Source organism: Xanthomonas axonopodis (assembly GCF_001304695.1).
GTDB lineage: Bacteria > Pseudomonadota > Gammaproteobacteria > Xanthomonadales > Xanthomonadaceae > Xanthomonas > Xanthomonas axonopodis.
In genome coordinates this window covers 1-15,135 of the sequence record NZ_JFAQ01000180.1, presented here as the reverse complement: position 1 = coordinate 15,135, position 15,135 = coordinate 1, and the positions used below count along the sequence as shown (strand labels likewise).

The 15,135-nt window shown below is 66.8% G+C and carries 15 protein-coding genes; all 15 read right to left on the bottom strand.

What is annotated here, in order from left to right; genetic code table 11:
* Nucleotides 1–87: 87 nt before the first annotated feature.
* The 15 genes from XAXN_RS15685 to fliE all read right to left on the bottom strand — a co-directional run bounded on the left by XAXN_RS15685 (nt 88) and on the right by fliE (nt 14,961).
* Nucleotides 88–3,039, bottom strand: coding sequence for a diguanylate cyclase domain-containing protein (locus XAXN_RS15685; protein WP_425511883.1), 2,952 nt, complete (start codon nt 3,037–3,039; stop codon nt 88–90).
* A 183-nt stretch (nt 3,040–3,222) separates the two neighbouring features.
* Nucleotides 3,223–4,014, bottom strand: coding sequence for a flagellar biosynthetic protein FliR (gene fliR, locus XAXN_RS15680; protein WP_054320238.1), 792 nt, complete (start codon nt 4,012–4,014; stop codon nt 3,223–3,225).
* A 12-nt stretch (nt 4,015–4,026) separates the two neighbouring features.
* Nucleotides 4,027–4,296 carry a flagellar biosynthetic protein FliQ gene (locus XAXN_RS15675; protein ID WP_005917968.1) on the bottom strand — a complete coding sequence of 90 codons (270 nt, stop codon included), beginning with the start codon at nt 4,294–4,296 and terminating at the stop codon, nt 4,027–4,029.
* 500 nt (nt 4,297–4,796) lie between these two features.
* On the bottom strand, nt 4,797–5,642 hold the full coding sequence (gene fliP, locus XAXN_RS15670) for a flagellar type III secretion system pore protein FliP (RefSeq protein ID WP_042822305.1): 846 nt from the start codon (nt 5,640–5,642) through the stop codon (nt 4,797–4,799).
* A gap of 1 nt (nt 5,643) precedes the next feature.
* On the bottom strand, nt 5,644–6,051 hold the full coding sequence (gene fliO / locus XAXN_RS15665; protein ID WP_054320237.1) for a flagellar biosynthetic protein FliO: 408 nt from the start codon (nt 6,049–6,051) through the stop codon (nt 5,644–5,646).
* Entirely contained in the window at nt 6,048–6,386 is a 339-nt protein-coding gene (gene fliN / locus XAXN_RS15660; RefSeq protein ID WP_007969679.1) for a flagellar motor switch protein FliN, read from the bottom strand. The genes fliO and fliN overlap by 4 nt, the downstream gene beginning before the upstream one ends.
* Nucleotides 6,383–7,396: a flagellar motor switch protein FliM gene (fliM, locus tag XAXN_RS15655; protein WP_054320236.1), complete on the bottom strand. Its 1,014-nt coding sequence runs from the start codon at nt 7,394–7,396 to the stop codon at nt 6,383–6,385. Before fliM ends, fliN begins: the two co-directional genes overlap by 4 nt.
* Nucleotides 7,397–7,406: 10 nt before the next feature.
* Entirely contained in the window at nt 7,407–7,958 is a 552-nt protein-coding gene (locus XAXN_RS15650) for a flagellar basal body-associated FliL family protein (protein ID WP_174515584.1), read from the bottom strand.
* 164 nt (nt 7,959–8,122) lie between these two features.
* Nucleotides 8,123–9,415 carry a flagellar hook-length control protein FliK gene (locus XAXN_RS15645; protein ID WP_054320235.1) on the bottom strand — a complete coding sequence of 431 codons (1,293 nt, stop codon included), beginning with the start codon at nt 9,413–9,415 and terminating at the stop codon, nt 8,123–8,125.
* Complete coding sequence (gene fliJ, locus XAXN_RS15640; protein ID WP_054320234.1) at nt 9,412–9,867, bottom strand: flagellar export protein FliJ; 456 nt, start codon at nt 9,865–9,867, stop codon at nt 9,412–9,414. The genes XAXN_RS15645 and fliJ overlap by 4 nt, the downstream gene beginning before the upstream one ends.
* Nucleotides 9,868–9,870: 3 nt before the next feature.
* Nucleotides 9,871–11,247, bottom strand: a complete 1,377-nt coding sequence (locus tag XAXN_RS15635; protein WP_054320233.1) for a FliI/YscN family ATPase — start codon at nt 11,245–11,247, stop codon at nt 9,871–9,873.
* Nucleotides 11,244–11,864, bottom strand: coding sequence for a FliH/SctL family protein (locus XAXN_RS15630; RefSeq protein WP_054320232.1), 621 nt, complete (start codon nt 11,862–11,864; stop codon nt 11,244–11,246). The genes XAXN_RS15635 and XAXN_RS15630 overlap by 4 nt, the downstream gene beginning before the upstream one ends.
* On the bottom strand, nt 11,861–12,850 hold the full coding sequence (fliG, locus tag XAXN_RS15625) for a flagellar motor switch protein FliG (RefSeq protein WP_054320231.1): 990 nt from the start codon (nt 12,848–12,850) through the stop codon (nt 11,861–11,863). Before fliG ends, XAXN_RS15630 begins: the two co-directional genes overlap by 4 nt.
* A 10-nt stretch (nt 12,851–12,860) precedes the next feature.
* Nucleotides 12,861–14,576 carry a flagellar basal-body MS-ring/collar protein FliF gene (gene fliF, locus XAXN_RS15620; protein WP_054320230.1) on the bottom strand — a complete coding sequence of 572 codons (1,716 nt, stop codon included), beginning with the start codon at nt 14,574–14,576 and terminating at the stop codon, nt 12,861–12,863.
* Nucleotides 14,577–14,589: 13 nt separating this feature from the next.
* Complete coding sequence (gene fliE, locus XAXN_RS15615) at nt 14,590–14,961, bottom strand: flagellar hook-basal body complex protein FliE (RefSeq protein WP_054320229.1); 372 nt, start codon at nt 14,959–14,961, stop codon at nt 14,590–14,592.
* Nucleotides 14,962–15,135: the final 174 nt, after the last annotated feature.

Sequence of the window (15,135 nt, the reverse complement as noted above, 5' to 3'; positions counted from 1 at the left end):
GGCGCTGCAATCGATTGTCAGCGCTTGTGTGCCTTCAGCCTCCGCGCTGGACGGGTGCAACGCGCGGCAAGCTCACCTGCGCAGCCCTCACACCTGATCGAACTTATCCAGCGGCACGTGGTCGTAATCGACACGATTGCGGCCACTGCGCTTGGCCCTGTACAGCGCTGCGTCGGCGCGTGCCAGCAGTTGCTCGAGCGTTTCGCCACGCTGGAACCACGCCACGCCGACCGAACAGGTGACATGCAGCCAGCCGCCATCGATGGGGTAGTCGCCGCAGAGGCCACGATGCAGGGTGTCCAGCCGATGCGTGGCATCCAGGTTCAGGCCTGGCAGCAGCGCCAGCAATTCTTCGCCGCCATAACGGCCGATGCGGTCGTCGCCGCGCATCAGCGTGTCCATGCGGCGGCCGACGCCTGCCAGAACGGCGTCGCCGGCCAGATGGCCATGCTGGTCGTTGACCAGCTTGAAGTGGTCCAGATCGATCAACACCACCGCCAGCGGACGCCCGTTGTGTTCGGCATGCAGCAGCATCTCGCGCAACGCGGCCAGGATGCCGGCGCGGTTGAGCAGGCCGGTGAGTTCGTCGTGGGTGGCCTTGAACGAGAGTTCGGCGCGCGCCGCCTCCAGATCGCGCTTGTCCTGTTCCAGCTCGGCGGTGCGCGCGGCCACCAGCTGCTCCAGTTCGCGCTTGCGTCGCAGCAGTTTGGCGGTGCGCCAACGCAGCAGCACGATCACCGCCGCGATGCTCAGCAGCACGTACCCGACCATGGCCGGAACGCCCCGCCACCACGGTGGCACCAGCTCGAACCCGAAGCGGGTGATCGGGCTGCTGCTGCGCTGGTAGGCATCCATTGCCTGCACTTCCAGCGTGTAGCTGCCTGGCGGCAGGAGCGGATAGGTGAGGTGGCTGAGCGAGGTGCTGGTCCAGCTGGCCGGATGGCCTTCGACCCGGTACCGGAAGCTGACGCGGTCCGGGCCGCCCTCCGCCCCCGGAGTGCTGAGGTCCACATCCAGCGGCACCTGCGACCACTCCACCCGGGCTTGCGGCAGCAGCGGTTGGTTGCCGCGGCGTACATGCAGGATGTCCACCCGCAGCGGCAGCGCTGCGAACAGGCGCATCGGATCCAGCAGGTGGGTCAGACCACGGCTGCTGCCGAGCCAGACGCTGCCGTCGGTATCTTCAAAAAATGCATTGGCCGACATGTCGTCCCACAACAGCCCTTCCGTGCGCGTGGCCCGCGACCAATGTCCGTTCTGGTACACATCCAGGCCCTGGCTGCTGCCCAGCCATAACCGGCCCTTGCTGTCGTGGCGCAGGATGAAGGGCATCACCCGTGCCACCAGCGGGTCGTCCACGGCGGCCAGCGTCAGCACCCCATCGGCCTGCAGCCGGCCATGCCACAGCCCGGTGTCGCGCAGCGACAGCCAGATCTCGCCATCGGCGCTGAAATCGAGCAGGAAGAAATCCTGGCTGGGCAGGTCGCCGCGCACCTGCACACGCTGCCAGTTGCCGTCGTTTGCCTGCAGGAACAGGCCTTCGCGCGTGCTGGCCCACAGCCGCCCCTGCGGATCCAGGTCGATATCGCCCACGAAGGCCGCCGGCAGCGCCGCTTCGCGCTCGGCCCGCAGCGGGGTGCCGCGCTGTACGCGATAAAGCCCATGCGGGGTGGTGATCCACAAGGTGCCGGCGGTATCGAACATCAGCCTGTTGATCGGCAGGTCGAGCTGCAGCACATCGGTGGTCTTGCCGCTGCGCGGGTCGCGCCGCGCCACAGCCCCTGACGAGCGCGCCACCCAGGCCGCACCATCGTCTGGCGACAGTGCAATGGAAATGGACTGCAGCAGGGGTTGGCCGTTCTCCAGCGTCCACGGCTGCATGCGCCCACTCCGCGGATCGAGCACATTGGAGCCCGCATCGCCACCGACCAACAGCTCGCCGCTGGGCAGCCGCTGGCTCACCCAGGTCGGCGCTTCGGCCAGACCCTGGCTTTCGTCCCAGTGTTCGATGGTGCCGTAGCCCAGCCAGCGCTGCACACCCAGGCCGCGCGTGCCGATCCACAGCTGGCCGGTGCTCTGCATCATCAACGGGCCGACCATGGGGCTGATCTGCAACCCCTGGCGTTGGCCGAAGTAGCGCCAGTGGTCGCCTTCCCAGCGCACCAGGCCGCGGTCCGAGCGCGTCAGCAGGCGGCCCTGCGCGTCTTCCGATAGCGTGGTGGCACCAGAGAGGGTGTTGAATCGGGTGCCCGCCGGCGCCGGACGATTGCGGAACACCTGCTCGCCGGCGGCACGTGAGAGCACCAGCCCGCCACCGCGCAACCACAAGGTGCCCAGGTGATCGCGAAAGATCGCGCGCCATTGCCGTTCGGGCACGCCGTCGTCCTCGGACAGCAAGGTGATCTTGCCGCTGGCATCGATTCGGCAGACGTGCTGGCCGCAACTGGCCCATAACGCGGTTCCATCGGCCAGCAAGGCCCTGCCGGCCGGCAGGAGACGGCCATCGTCCAACTGCAAGGGCAGGGGGTGGACCGACCAGCCGCCTGCGGCACTGGGCGACAGCCGCAGCAGGCTGTTTTCGCTGACCACCACCACGCCATCGGCGTAGGCGGCAATGACATTGCCGCTGTCGGCGCGGATCGGCTTGCCATCGCGCAGCACCTGCACGAAGTCGTTGCCCTCGCGCACGAACAGGCCATTGGCGCTGGACACCCACAGACGTCCTGCCGCATCCAGCCCGAGTGCGCGGATATAGCGCGCATCCAGCCCGCTCTCCTTGCCGACCGGGGTGAAGCGTTCGCGTTCGAAACGGTGCAGCGCCAGCTCGGTGCCGACCCAGACCACGCCCTGGCGGTCTTCGAGCAGGCTGTTGATGGTCATGCCTCGCAGGCCGTCGGCCTGGGCATAATCGCGGAAGCTGTAGGTTTGCGCCCAACTTGTGCCGCAGACCAGCACCGCCGCCAGCAACAGCCACGCCCGTGCGCGCAGGCGAGCGCCTTGCAATCGCATCGGGGCCAACAACGCAGACACAGTGAGCATCGATTCCCGTGGGTGGGTAAGTGTTGGACGACGATACGCAGCGTCAACCGTGTAGGGGCTTTGACGGCTGCGCGTTCAGAAACTTGAGGCGAGTCACGACGTCGCGAGATGCAAGGATGGATCGGTGCGACAAGGACGCCAGCAGGCTCCCTGCGTCCAGCAGCCACTGCTGTCGGTGCGCGGTCAGGCCGTCAGCTCTCTGGCGGCATCGAAGGCGGTATCGAACATGCGCTGCACGGGCGGGGCGAATTCGCTGGCAAAACTCGACAGCAGGAACAGCCCCAGCAACACCGTCAGCGGCAAGCCCAGCTGCACTGGGTTCAATGCCGGCGCCGCTTTGGCCAGCGCGCCGAAGGCCAGGTTGACTGCCAGCATCGCTACCATCATCGGCAAGGCCAGGGTCAACCCGCCGCGCAGGATCTGCAGGAACAGGGTGGGCGCCACTTCGGCAAATGCGCCGGCATCGGGCAACGCGGTCCCGATCGGCAAGGCCTTGTAGCTGTCCACCAACAGGGCGATCACCGCCAGATCCCCGTTGGCCGCGAAGAACAGCAGCCCGAAGCCGATATAGAACCACTGCGCGATCACCCCCGACGTCACGCCGCGCATGGGGTCGGACATCTGCGCGAACGACAGACCAGTGGACTGCGACACCAGTTCGCCGGCCAATGCGCCGGCTTCGAAAATCAGTTTCAACATGAAGCCCATGCTGGCGCCCACCGCCAGCTCGCGCGCAATGCTCAGCACTGCGCTGGCAGTGAACCCGTCCCACTCCGGCACCGGCGGCAGGATCGGCGCCAGCACCATCGCCAACGTTCCGGCCAGCATCACCCGCACCCGTCCGGGCACCGCGCGTGTGCCGATCAACGGCATCGCGGTGAGCAAGGCACCGGTGCGCAGCATGGTCCACATGATCGCCCCGACCATCGCGAACGCGCGCTGGCCGTCGATCACCATCTGGGTTGCAGAATCCACCGGTCTGGCCCGCTAGCCGATCAGATGCGGAATGCGCTGGAACAGCGCAATGGTGAACTCCACCAGATGCCCCAGCAGCATGCTGCCGGTGGCAAACAGTGTGGCCGTCAGCGCCACCGCCTTGGCCACGAAGGCAATGGTCGGTTCGTTCAACTGGGTGGCGGCTTGCACCACGCCAATCACCACGCCGACCACCAGCACGGCCAGCAACATCGGCCCGGCAATCCACAGGACGGTGACCAGGCCACCACGCAATTCAGTCAGGGCAATTTCAGGGCTCATGGGAGGTGCTGATGCAAGTGGGGTGCCAAAGGGGCAGGGAATGGGGGTTCGGGATTCGGGATTTGCGGCTTGGCTGGCGGTTTGGTGGTGGGTGAGGTCGGTTTCATCTTTGCCAGTGGCCTTCCCGTCAGCGTGTCGCTGTGTTCTTGACTTTGCTGTTGGCTTTACGGGCCCCGATACCGCAGCGGCAAGCCGGGTAGATACAACCCGCAGGGCGGCGCGCATGGATGCGCGACGTTTTTGTAAGGGACATGGATGTCCCTTACAAAAATTTCTACCCGGATTGCGGACCTGGAGCGCGTAGCGCGGAAGGGGCGAGGACGGGGTGTGTTTCTTTGGTTACTTTCTTTGTACTTGCCCTTGCATTGCCTCGCCGCTTGATTTTTTTCTTGATCAATGCGGCGCAGTGAAATCAGGCTTTCACGCCCTACGGGCGCGAGTCACTTTTCTTTAGCTTGTGCAAAGTAACCAATGCTACCGCGCGCAACGCGCGCCCACACCTACGACGCGTTGAAGCTCGCAGCCAACGTCCCCACCACCAACACCCACCCATCCACCAGGATGAACAGCAAAATCTTGAACGGCGCGGAGATCAGCATTGGCGACAGCATCATCATGCCCATCGACATCAGCACGCTGGCCACCACCAGGTCGATGATCACGAACGGGATGAAGATCAGAAAGCCGATCTCGAAGGCGGTCTTCAGCTCGCTGGTCACGAACGAGGCCACCAGCACCGGGAACGGCACCGCGTCCGGGCCGGCGTACTTGCCGTCGCCGGCCATGCCGGCGAAGGTCATCAGATCGGTCTCGCGGATCTGCGCCAGCATGAAGGCGCGCAGCGGCTGCGTGGTGAGCGTCCAGGCGGTGGAAAAATCGATCTGGTTATTGAGGTAGGGCTGCAAGCCGGCGCCCCACATCTTCTGCCACACCGGCATCATCACCAGCGCGGTCAGGAACATCGCCAGGCCCAGCAGCACCTGGTTGGACGGCGTCTGGCCGGTACCCAGCGCCTGGCGCAGCAGGCCCAGCACGATGGTGATGCGTGTGAAGGCGGTCAGCACCAGCAGCATCGACGGCAGCAGGGTGATCGCCGTCATCAACAGCAAGGTCTGCAGCGGCAGGCTTACCGGCTGGTCGCCGATGCGGCCCACGCTCACGTTCGGCAGCGACGGCAACTGGTTGGAACCGGCCGGTACCGCGGCAGGGGTCGCCGCCGGTGCCGCTGCCTGCGCCATCGCCGGCAGCGCGGCCGGGCTGGCCGCGGCCAGCATCGGGCAACTCATCACCAGCAGGATCAGCACCAGGCGCACACTGCGCCCACAACGATTCCAACGGCTCAACATGTCACGGGTCCTTGCGCAGCTTCTGGGCGAGCAGCTGGGAGAAATTGGGAAGTTGCTTGAAAGTGGGCAGGGTGGGTGCGGGCGCGGGCGGCAGCGGTTCGGGCAGGGTGTGCAGGGTGCTGATGCCGACGGCGGTGACGCCCAGCAACAACTGCTGGCCGTTCACCTCCACCACCACCACACGTTCCTTGGCACCGACTGCCAGGCTGGTCACCACACGCAGGCCCTCGGTGCTGCGGAATCCGCTGCCGGGCATGCGCTTGAGCAACCAGCCCAGGCCGACGATCAGCGCGAGCACCAACAGCAATGCAAAGACTGCGCCAAACAGGCTGGGCGAGGACGGCGCCTGCGCGCCGACCTGGGTTGCCTTGGCCGCGACCGGCGCTGCAGTGGCAAGCAGGCCGATCACCGCAGCCTCCGGATCCGTTCGCTGGGGCTGACCACGTCGGTCAGGCGAATGCCGAAGCGGTCGTTGATGACGACGACTTCGCCGTGCGCGATGAGGGTGCCGTTGACGTACACGTCCAGCGGTTCGCCGGCGCCGCGTTCCAGTTCCACCACCGAGCCCTGGTTGAGCTGCAGCAGGTTGCGGATCGGAATGCGTGCGCGGCCCACTTCCAGCGACAGGGTCACCGGTACGTCCAGGATCACGTCCAGGTTGAGGTCGGCCGCGTTCTGGTCCTGCTCGGCCTGCAGGCTGTCGAAGGTGGCAGGCGAGGCGTCGAGGATGTCGGAGTTGATCATTTGCTGGAGTCCTGGGAGGGAACGGCGCGTGGGGCTTGCACGCCGGGCGGGCGTACGGCGATGATCTTGACGGCGTTGTTGCCATTGGAAACGCCGAATTCGCCGGTGAATAACGGGATATCTTCCACGCACAGCGGCACCTGGGCGGGCAGGTCGATCGGCAGGATGTCGCCGACCTTCAAACCGGTGAGCTGGCGCAGGCTCACGCGCTTGCTGGCCAGCACGCTGGACAGGGTCACCTCGGCGGTGTCCAGCTGTTCGCGCAGCATCACGTTCCAGGAGTCGTCGCGGTCGTTGCGGTCGCTCTGGATGCCGGCATCGAGCAGTTCGCGGATCGGCTCCAGCATCGAATACGGCAGGGTGATGTGAATTTCTCCGCCGCCGCCTTCCAGCTCCATATGGAACCGGCACACCACCACGTATTCGCGCGGGGTGACGATGTTGGCGAAGTGCGGGTTGATCTCCGAGTTGATGTACTCGAAATCCACGTCCATCACCGGCGCCCAGGCTTCCTTCAGGTCGGCGAAGGTCTGCTTGAGCATCAGCTGGATCACGCGCATCTCGGTGGCGGTGAATTCGCGGCCTTCGATGCGGGTGTGGAAGCGGCCGTCGCCACCGAAGAAGTTGTCCACCACGGTGAACACCAGCGTGGGTTCGAACACGATCAGGCCGGTGCCGCGCAGCGGCTTGAAACGGATCAGGTTGAGGTTGGTCGGCACATACAGCGAGTGCATGTACTCGTTGAACTTGACCAGGTCGATGCCGCGCACCGACAGGTCGGCCGAGCGCCGGATCAGGTTGAACAGACCGATCCGCCACAACCGCGCGAAGCGCTCGTTGACCATTTCCAGGGTCGGCATGCGCCCCCGGATGATGCGGTCCTGGCTGGACAGGTCGTACTGGCGCGCCTCGCCGGGCAGGGTCTCTGGCTCGGTGTTGACCGCACCCGAATCCACCCCGTGCAGCAGGGCATCGATCTCGTCTTGGGAAAGCAGATCACTGACGCTCATCGGGCAGGCCTTACTGGGTCACGAAACTGGTGAACAGCAATTCTTCGACGCACTTCTTGCCGGTTTCGCTGGTCATCACCTTCTGCGCTTCGGCCAGGGCAGACTTCTGCAGCTTCTGCTTGCCGGCCAGGTCGGCCACGTCGGTGGCCTTGACCTGCGACAGCAGCATCAGCAGGTGCGCGCGGATGGCCGGGGCGTTCTCGGTGATGAGCTTGAGCTCTTCCGGGTCGCGGGTGACCAGCTGCACTTCGACCTGCAGGTACTGCGGGCCATCACCGGGGTCGGCCAGGTTGACCACGATGGCCGGGTCCATCGGGAAGTACTGGGCCGGCTTGGGCACTTCGGCCACCTTGGGGGCGTCGTGCTTGCCACCCTTTTCCTCGCCCTTGTGGCCCAGGAAGAACCAGGCGCCGCCGCCGCCGGCGGCCAGCACCACCACACCGATGGCGATGAGCAGGATGGGCTTCTTGCCGCCCTTTTTCTTCTCGCCCTTGTCGTCTTTCTCGTCGGTCTTCTTGGGTTTTTCGGCCGCTGCCACAGTCTGCTCCAGGGGAATGCTCACCCTGTCGATGCAACTGGCATGCCAAAACCGCGTTGGTTTCCTGGCGCGGGCGGTGCGCCCGCAGAAAAGCCCTTGCAGGCCTTGCGCTGCAGGGTGGAAGGGCGTCATTGGGCCCCGGCCGGGGGCGAGGATCAGCGGTGCCGGGGTGAGCCCGGCACGTCGTCTCAGGCGTAGGCGTCCAGCAATCCACGCTGGCGTAACACTACCGACGGTATTCCGACAGGTGGGGCGTCGTCCAGGATCAGGCCGTTGCCGCTGTCGTTGCCGCCATTGCGATTGCCTGAGGAATTCTGCTGTTGCTGGCCGACATCGGCCTGGCCAAGCTGGAAGCCGTTCTGGCCGAGCATTTCGCGCAGCCGCGGCAGGCTCTGTTCCAGTGCCTGGCGGGTGTCGGCATTGGCGGCGGTGAAGCTGGCGTTGACCTTGTCGCCTTCCAGATGCAGACGCACCTCGACCGGGCCCATCTCGTTCGGGGTCACCTTGATGTGGGCATGGCCGATCTTCTGGTCGGCCAGCCAGCTCATGCGCGCGCCGATGGCGTCGTCGAAATTGTCGCTGCCCAGGTCCGGAGTGGGGGTGGGCGAGGCGCTGAAGATCGGCGCGGCGTCCTGCAGGCGGGTGAGTGCCGGCGCGGTGGTGGTCGGCAACACGAACGCAGGGGCGTCCGGCGCTGCCGCGGCGTCACTGTCGTCGGCGGCCGGTCCCAGCGCCTTGGTGGCCATGCTCATCAACGCGGCGGTTTGCGCGTCGCCGCTCACGGCGGTGGTCGAGGTGGGCTTGGCGCCTGAGGCGGCGGCCGGCACCAGCGCTCCCAACGCGGGCAGGGCGGTGCCCGCGCTCGTACTGGCGGCGGCTGCGGTTGCATCGGTGGGCGTTACGGTGGCCGTGCCCGCGGCGCTGGCTGCGCCGGCCATGCTGGCCGTCAGTGCCGCTGCTGCGGCGGCCAGCACGTCACCACCCGGCAGCGCCTGCGCCAGCAGGCCCATGCCGAAGCCACCCAGGCCTGCCGGCGGCCAGCCGGCCTCGGTCGCGGTGGCCGTTTCTGCGGGCGCCTCTTCGCTGGTCGCGGCGGCCTTGGCGGGTTTGCCCGTCTTGCTGGCCGTGGTCGCGGTGCTGTTGTCGGTGCTTGCAGCGTCTTTGGCGGTACTTGGCTTGGCCTGCTTGGCATCGCCGTCCTGCGCCCGCGGCCGTGCGGTGGCATCGCTGGCCGCATCGTCGTGGGTGTCGTCGTCGCTGCGGTTCTTGTCGGGCTGGTTAGGCTTGGGCGCGGCCTGCTTGGCCGGCACTCGCTCGGGTGCCGGCGGCGGGGCCTGGTTCGGCGTGTTTGCCGGATTGAGCATGCGCGCAAACTGGTCCTGGCCCGCGTCCGGTTCGGACGAGGGGTCGCTGTAGCTGGATTTCTTGCCGGTGCCGGCAAGCGCACCAAGGCCGGCGGCGAAGGCGGACAAGGGGGTCATGCGGATTCTCCGTGGGTGTCTTGGCTGCGGGCCAGGCGCGAACGACGTGCGCCGAGGTCGTCCATCTCACGCTGGTCGTGGCGTTCGATCACTTTGTTTTCCTGGGCACGGTAGCTGGCGGCCAATTGCTCCAGCACCTGCTTCTCTCGGCTGGCCAGCAGCAGGCGGGTGCGCTCGGATTCGACCTTGGCGATATTGCTCTGCACGGTCTGTGCCTGCTGCAGCACGGCGCTGTCCAGGCGGTCCAGGAAGGCGCGGCGGTTGCTCAGCGCCACCGCGCTGGTGCCGGCCATCTGGCTGTTGGCGTATTCCTCGGCATAGCGGCGCAATTCTTCCAGGCGCGATTGGTGGGTTTCCAGGACGCGCTGGCGCTCGGCCAGATCGCGGGCGACCTTGTCTTCCTGTTCCTGCGCCCGGCGCAGCAGCGGGTCGATCCGTTTGGACTGCATCATGGATTAGTTCTCGGGTTCGACCAGTTGTTGCAGGGCGGACAGGCTGTCGCTCAGGAGCGAGGCCTTGTGCACGTCCTGGCCGAGGAATTCGACGATTTCCGGCCAGCGTGCCAGCGCTTCGTCGGTGGCCGGGTCGCTGCCGCGCTGGTAGGCGCCGATGGCGATCAGGTCGCGGTTGGCGGTGTAGGCCGAGAGCAGCCGCTTGAGCTTGCGGATGCGCAGGCGCCAGGTGTCGTCGGCAATGTCCTGCACCACGCGGCTGACCGAGGATTCCAGGTCGATGGCCGGATACAGGCCGCTGTCGGCGACCCGACGCGAGAGCAGGATGTGGCCGTCCAGGATGGCGCGGGCGGCGTCGGCGATCGGGTCCTGCGGGTCGTCGCCTTCGGTCAGCACGGTGTAGAAGGCGGTGATCGAGCCGCGGCCCTTGGGGCCGTTGCCGGCACGTTCCACCAGCGCCGGCAATTTGGCGAACACCGACGGCGGGTAGCCGCGGGTGGTCGGCGGCTCGCCGACCGACAGGCCGATCTCGCGCTGCGCCTGCGCAAAGCGGGTCAGCGAATCCATCAGCAACAACACGTTCAAACCCTGGTCGCGGAACCATTCGGCAATGGCGGTGGCGCGGTAGGCGCCATGCAGGCGCGCCAAGGGTGGGCGGTCGGCCGGTGCGGCCACGACCACGGCGCGGCGCAGGCCTTCTTCGCCCAGGGTGGTTTCGACGAAATCGCGCACTTCGCGGCCACGTTCGCCGATCAGGCCAACCACGATGACGTCGGCCGAGGTGAAGCGGGTCATCATGCCCAGCAGCGTCGATTTACCGACACCGGAGCCGGCGAACAGGCCCACGCGCTGGCCGCGGCCGATCGGCAGCATGGCGTTGATGGCGCGCACGCCGACATCCAGCGAGGTGGTGATGGGTTCGCGTGCCAGCGGGTTGATCGACACGCCGGCCATGCCGACGCTGCCTTCGGCGCGGATCGGGCCCTTGCCGTCCAGCGGGGTGCCGTCGCTGTCGATGACGCGGCCGAGCAGGCCTTCGCCCACTTCGACGCCGCCGCGCCGCCGCGAGGGCACCACGCGCGCGTTCGGCAGCAGGCCATGCAGTTCGGCGCTGGGCATCAGGTAGGTACGCTCGCCGGCAAAGCCGACCACTTCGGCATCGACCCAGCCGCCATCGACCTCGACCTTGCAAGTGGCGCCCATCGGCGCTTCGCAGCCGGTGGCTTCCAGGGTCAGGCCGACCGCGCGGCGCAGGATGCCTTCGCGGATCAGGGTGCGGCCGGCGGTGGGTTCCAGGCCGAGCGTGCCCAGCCGGGTGGCCAGGCGCAGATTGCGTGCATCCAGCCAATCGGCCGGGGTGGCACCGAACAGGGCGCTCACAGGCCCGCTCCGGATTTGCGCATGACCGTCTCCAGCGCAGCCCGCAGGCGCGCGTCCAGAGTGCCGTCGATGCGCACGCTTTCGGCGTGCACACGCAGGTCGCCGCGGCTCAGGCTCATGTCCGGGGCCACGCGGGTGGTACTGCTGGGCGCCAGATGCGGCAGCAGCGCGGTGATGTCGTCCGGATGCAGGCGCACTTCGACCTCGCGGCCGGCGCCGCCCACCGCATCGACTGCCTCGCCGACCAGGTCGGCCAGCAGTTGCGGGTCGGCCTGGTAGGCACGGCCGACCAGCTGGCCGGCGATGCGCACGGCCAACTGGCCGAGCGCACCGACCACTTCGTTTTCCAGCCGCGCCAGCGGGCGGGTGAAGTTGTCCAGGATGCCGTCGATCTGCGCGGTGAGGCGGCGCACTTCCGACTGGCCCTGGGCGAAGCCTTCGGCATGCCCGCGCGCGAAGCCTTCGTGCTGGGCGGCGTCTTCGATGGCCTGGATCTCTTCCAGGGTCGGCGGGCGCAGCACCGGCTCAAGCATGGCCGGTTCTTCGTAGTCCGGTTCCGGCAGGGCCGGGGCAAGCTGCAGGTCCGGGGCCAGCCAGCGGGTGACCACCTCGTTCATACCATGGCCTCTGCACCGGCGCCGCCCAGGCTGATGGCGCCCTCGTCAGCCAGGCGGCGGACGATGGTGAGGATTTCCTTCTGCGCCGCTTCCACGTCGGCAAGGCGAACCGGGCCGCGCGCTTCCATGTCCTCGAGCAGGATTTCGGCCGCGCGCTGAGACATGTTGCGGGTGATTTTTTCGCGCACCTTGACATCGGCGCCGCGCAGGGCCAGGCCCAGGCGTTCGCCGGAGACTTCGCGCAGCAGCGTCTGCAGGCCGCGGTCGTCCAGGTCCACCAGGTTGTCGAACACGAACATCAGGTCCTGGATCTTGCCGGCCAGATCGACGTCGATCTTGCCGATCTCGCCCAGCACGCCCTGGTCGGCGCCGGTGTCCAGGAAGTTGAGGATGTTGGCTGCCACCTTGATGCCACCCACGTTGGACGACTTCAGGTTCTGGTTGCCGGCGAATTGACGCTCCATGATGTCGTTGAGCTCGCTCAGCGCATTTGGCGGAATGCCGTCTAGGGTGGCGATGCGCAGCAGCACGTCGGCGCGGGTGCGCTCGGGCAGCAGCTTCAGCGCCTCGGCGGCCTGGTCGCTGTCCAGATGCGCCATGACGATGGCGATGATCTGCGGATGTTCGTTGCGCACCAGGTCGGCGACCGCACGCGGGTCCATCCACTTCAAGGTGTCCAGGCCGGTGGTGTTGCGGCCGAGCAGGATGCGGTCGATCAGGCCGCCGGCCTTGTCGGCGCCCAGCGCCTGGATCAGCACGTTGCGGATGTAGTCGTCGGCGCCCACGCCCAGCGAGGTCTTGCCCGCCAGTTCGCCGTTGAACTCGTCCATCACCTTTTCGACCTGATCGCGCGAGATGCCGGTCATGGTGGCCATGGCGATGCCGATCTTCTGCACCTCCTTGGGGTCCATGTGCTTGAGCACTTCGGCGGCGTCGCTTTCACCCAGCGACAGCAACAGCACCGCGGCGCGCTGTACTCCGGTCATCGGTTGTGTATCAGGCTTCACTGGCGACCCATCCCTTCACGACTTGTGCGACACGTTTTGAATCGGCTTTGACTGCCTCGCGCGCCAGGCGCATACGCTCTTCGTAGGCGTCTGGCAGAGCGATCGGGGTCTTCTTGTCCTGACCGATCTGCGCGGTGTCTTCTTCCAGGCGGGGCATCAGGTCGTCATCTTCGTCGACCATCCGCACGTCGGCGCTCTGTGGAGTGCCATCCTTGCCTTGCTTGTCCTTGAGCGCGGTCACGCCGGTGAGTTGACGCAGGGTGGGGCGTACCACACCGAACAGCAGCGCCAGCACCACCACCGCCCCGACCAGCAGGCGCAGACCGTTCTGCACGCGCGGATCTTCCCACCACTTCGGACCTTCTTCACCGGCCACCGCTTCGCGCACGAACGGGGCGTTCATCACCGACACCGTGTCGCCGCGTGCCGCGTCGAAGCCCACCGCCTGCTTGACCAGGCCTTCGATACGGGTGAGCTCGGCAGCGGTGAGCGGCTGTTCGACCATCTTGCCCTTGGCGCCGGGGCGCGGGACGTTGTCCAGCAGCACCGCCACCGAGACACGCTTGATGCGACCGGCCGGCTGGCGGGTGTGTTGCAAGGTTCGGTCCAATTCGTAGTTACGGGTGGTGCTCTTGGAACTTTCGGTCGGCGTGGCCGCGGCGGCGGCCTGGCCATTGGCGGCAGCCGGGGTGCCCGGCGCGCCTGCCGCAGCCGGTGCCGGCGGCTGGCCGGGGCTATTGCTGGTGGCGCCGGGAGGACCTTGCGGGCCGGTGGCGCTGGTGCTGGTGTCGCTGACCTGCTCACTGCGCAGCTTGGCCGGCTCGCCGTTGTAGAGCTCGCGGGCTTCTTCGACCACCGAGAAATCCATGTCCACGCTGGTTTCCGGATTGACCCGGCCCGGGCCGGTCATCGGCTCCAGCAGTTCGCGGATGCGCTGGTTATAGGAGCTTTCCTGGCGGCGTACCTGCTCGAACTGGGCGGCGTGCTGGGCCGCATCGCTGTTCGGGTCCGCAATGGAAAGCATGCGGCCGCTCTGGTCGACCACGGTAACGCGCTCGGGGGTCATGTCCGGGATGCTGGACGCCACCAGATTGACGATGGCATCGACCTGGTTGCGCTCCAGGCCCTGACCGCCGCGCAGTTCCAGCACCACCGAGGCGCTGGCCACATCGCGCTGGCGGGTGAAGGCACTGGGCTTGGGAATGGCCAGGTGCACACGCGCCTCGCGCACCGGGCGCAGGGTGCCGATGGTGCGCGAGAGTTCGGTTTCCAGCGCGTGCTGGTAACGGGCGTTTTCCACGAACTGGCTGACGCCAAAGCCGGGGTCCTTTTCCATCAGCTCGAAGCCGCCGCCGGTTTCCTTGCCGGTGAGGCCGGAGCCGGCCAGCTTCAGGCGGGCGTCGTACAGGCGGTCCTGCGGCACCGAGATGGCGCCGGTGGCCTGGTCGATCTTGTAGGGAATCTGCGCGGTGCGCAGCAGTTCGGCCGCTTCGGCGTTGCCCTTTTCATCCAGACCGGTGTACAGCGACTGATACCCAGGCTTCTGCGACCAGAAGAACACCGCCAGACCGGCCGCGACCGCCAGGGCAATCATCGTCATCATGGTCAGCTTGCGGGTGATCTGCAGGCTGCGGACACGGTCGAACCATTGCCCCGCCTTCTCGGCGTTCTGGTTCATGTTTTCTTTGCTGATCGCTAGAGCCATGTGTCGTCAACCTTTACAGCGGCATGTTCATGACGTCCTGGTAAGCCTGGACGAGACGGTTGCGGACTTCCACGGTGGCGCGGAAGGCCACCTGGGACTGCTGGGAAGCGACCATGACCCGTGCCAGATCGGCATTGGGATCGCCCATTTCGAATGCTTTGGACAGCGCGCCGGCCTTCTGCTGGGCCTCGTTGACGTCGCCGATGGCGCCGCGCAAGGTTTCGCTGAAGCTCGGTGCCTGGGTCGCCGGTGTTCCCTGTGCGCCGGCCAGTCCCTGAATCTGGTTGCCACGCGCAGCATCGCCCACCGCAGCCATCGAGCCTTGGCCCATCTGCGTCTGGTAGCTGCGGATCTGCGAAAGAATCGAGGTAACGGAGTCGCTCATGGGTGAGGTCAGCCAGGGAGGCACTGACACCAGTGCAAGCGGCGTGCCGAAATGCCGCCGGGATTCCGGCGCGGGTACGCGTCTGTCGCGCCTGTCGTGATCGGGGCGCACCGTGATTGCCCCCATCCGCCCTTCGGGCACCTTCCCCCGCAAGCGGGGGAAGGTGCCCGAAGG

Coding starts and splice junctions, on each gene's coding strand:
- XAXN_RS15685 (WP_425511883.1), bottom strand. CDS start 3,039: ATGCTCACTGTGTCTGCGTTGTTGGCCCCGATGCGATTGCAAGGCGCT.
- XAXN_RS15675 (WP_005917968.1), bottom strand. CDS start 4,296: ATGAGCCCTGAAATTGCCCTGACTGAATTGCGTGGTGGCCTGGTCACC.
- fliP (WP_042822305.1), bottom strand. CDS start 5,642: ATGTTGAGCCGTTGGAATCGTTGTGGGCGCAGTGTGCGCCTGGTGCTG.
- fliN (WP_007969679.1), bottom strand. CDS start 6,386: ATGATCAACTCCGACATCCTCGACGCCTCGCCTGCCACCTTCGACAGC.
- fliM (WP_054320236.1), bottom strand. CDS start 7,396: ATGAGCGTCAGTGATCTGCTTTCCCAAGACGAGATCGATGCCCTGCTG.
- XAXN_RS15645 (WP_054320235.1), bottom strand. CDS start 9,415: ATGACCCCCTTGTCCGCCTTCGCCGCCGGCCTTGGTGCGCTTGCCGGC.
- fliJ (WP_054320234.1), bottom strand. CDS start 9,867: ATGATGCAGTCCAAACGGATCGACCCGCTGCTGCGCCGGGCGCAGGAA.
- XAXN_RS15630 (WP_054320232.1), bottom strand. CDS start 11,864: ATGAACGAGGTGGTCACCCGCTGGCTGGCCCCGGACCTGCAGCTTGCC.
- fliG (WP_054320231.1), bottom strand. CDS start 12,850: ATGACCGGAGTACAGCGCGCCGCGGTGCTGTTGCTGTCGCTGGGTGAA.
- fliF (WP_054320230.1), bottom strand. CDS start 14,576: ATGGCTCTAGCGATCAGCAAAGAAAACATGAACCAGAACGCCGAGAAG.
- fliE (WP_054320229.1), bottom strand. CDS start 14,961: ATGAGCGACTCCGTTACCTCGATTCTTTCGCAGATCCGCAGCTACCAG.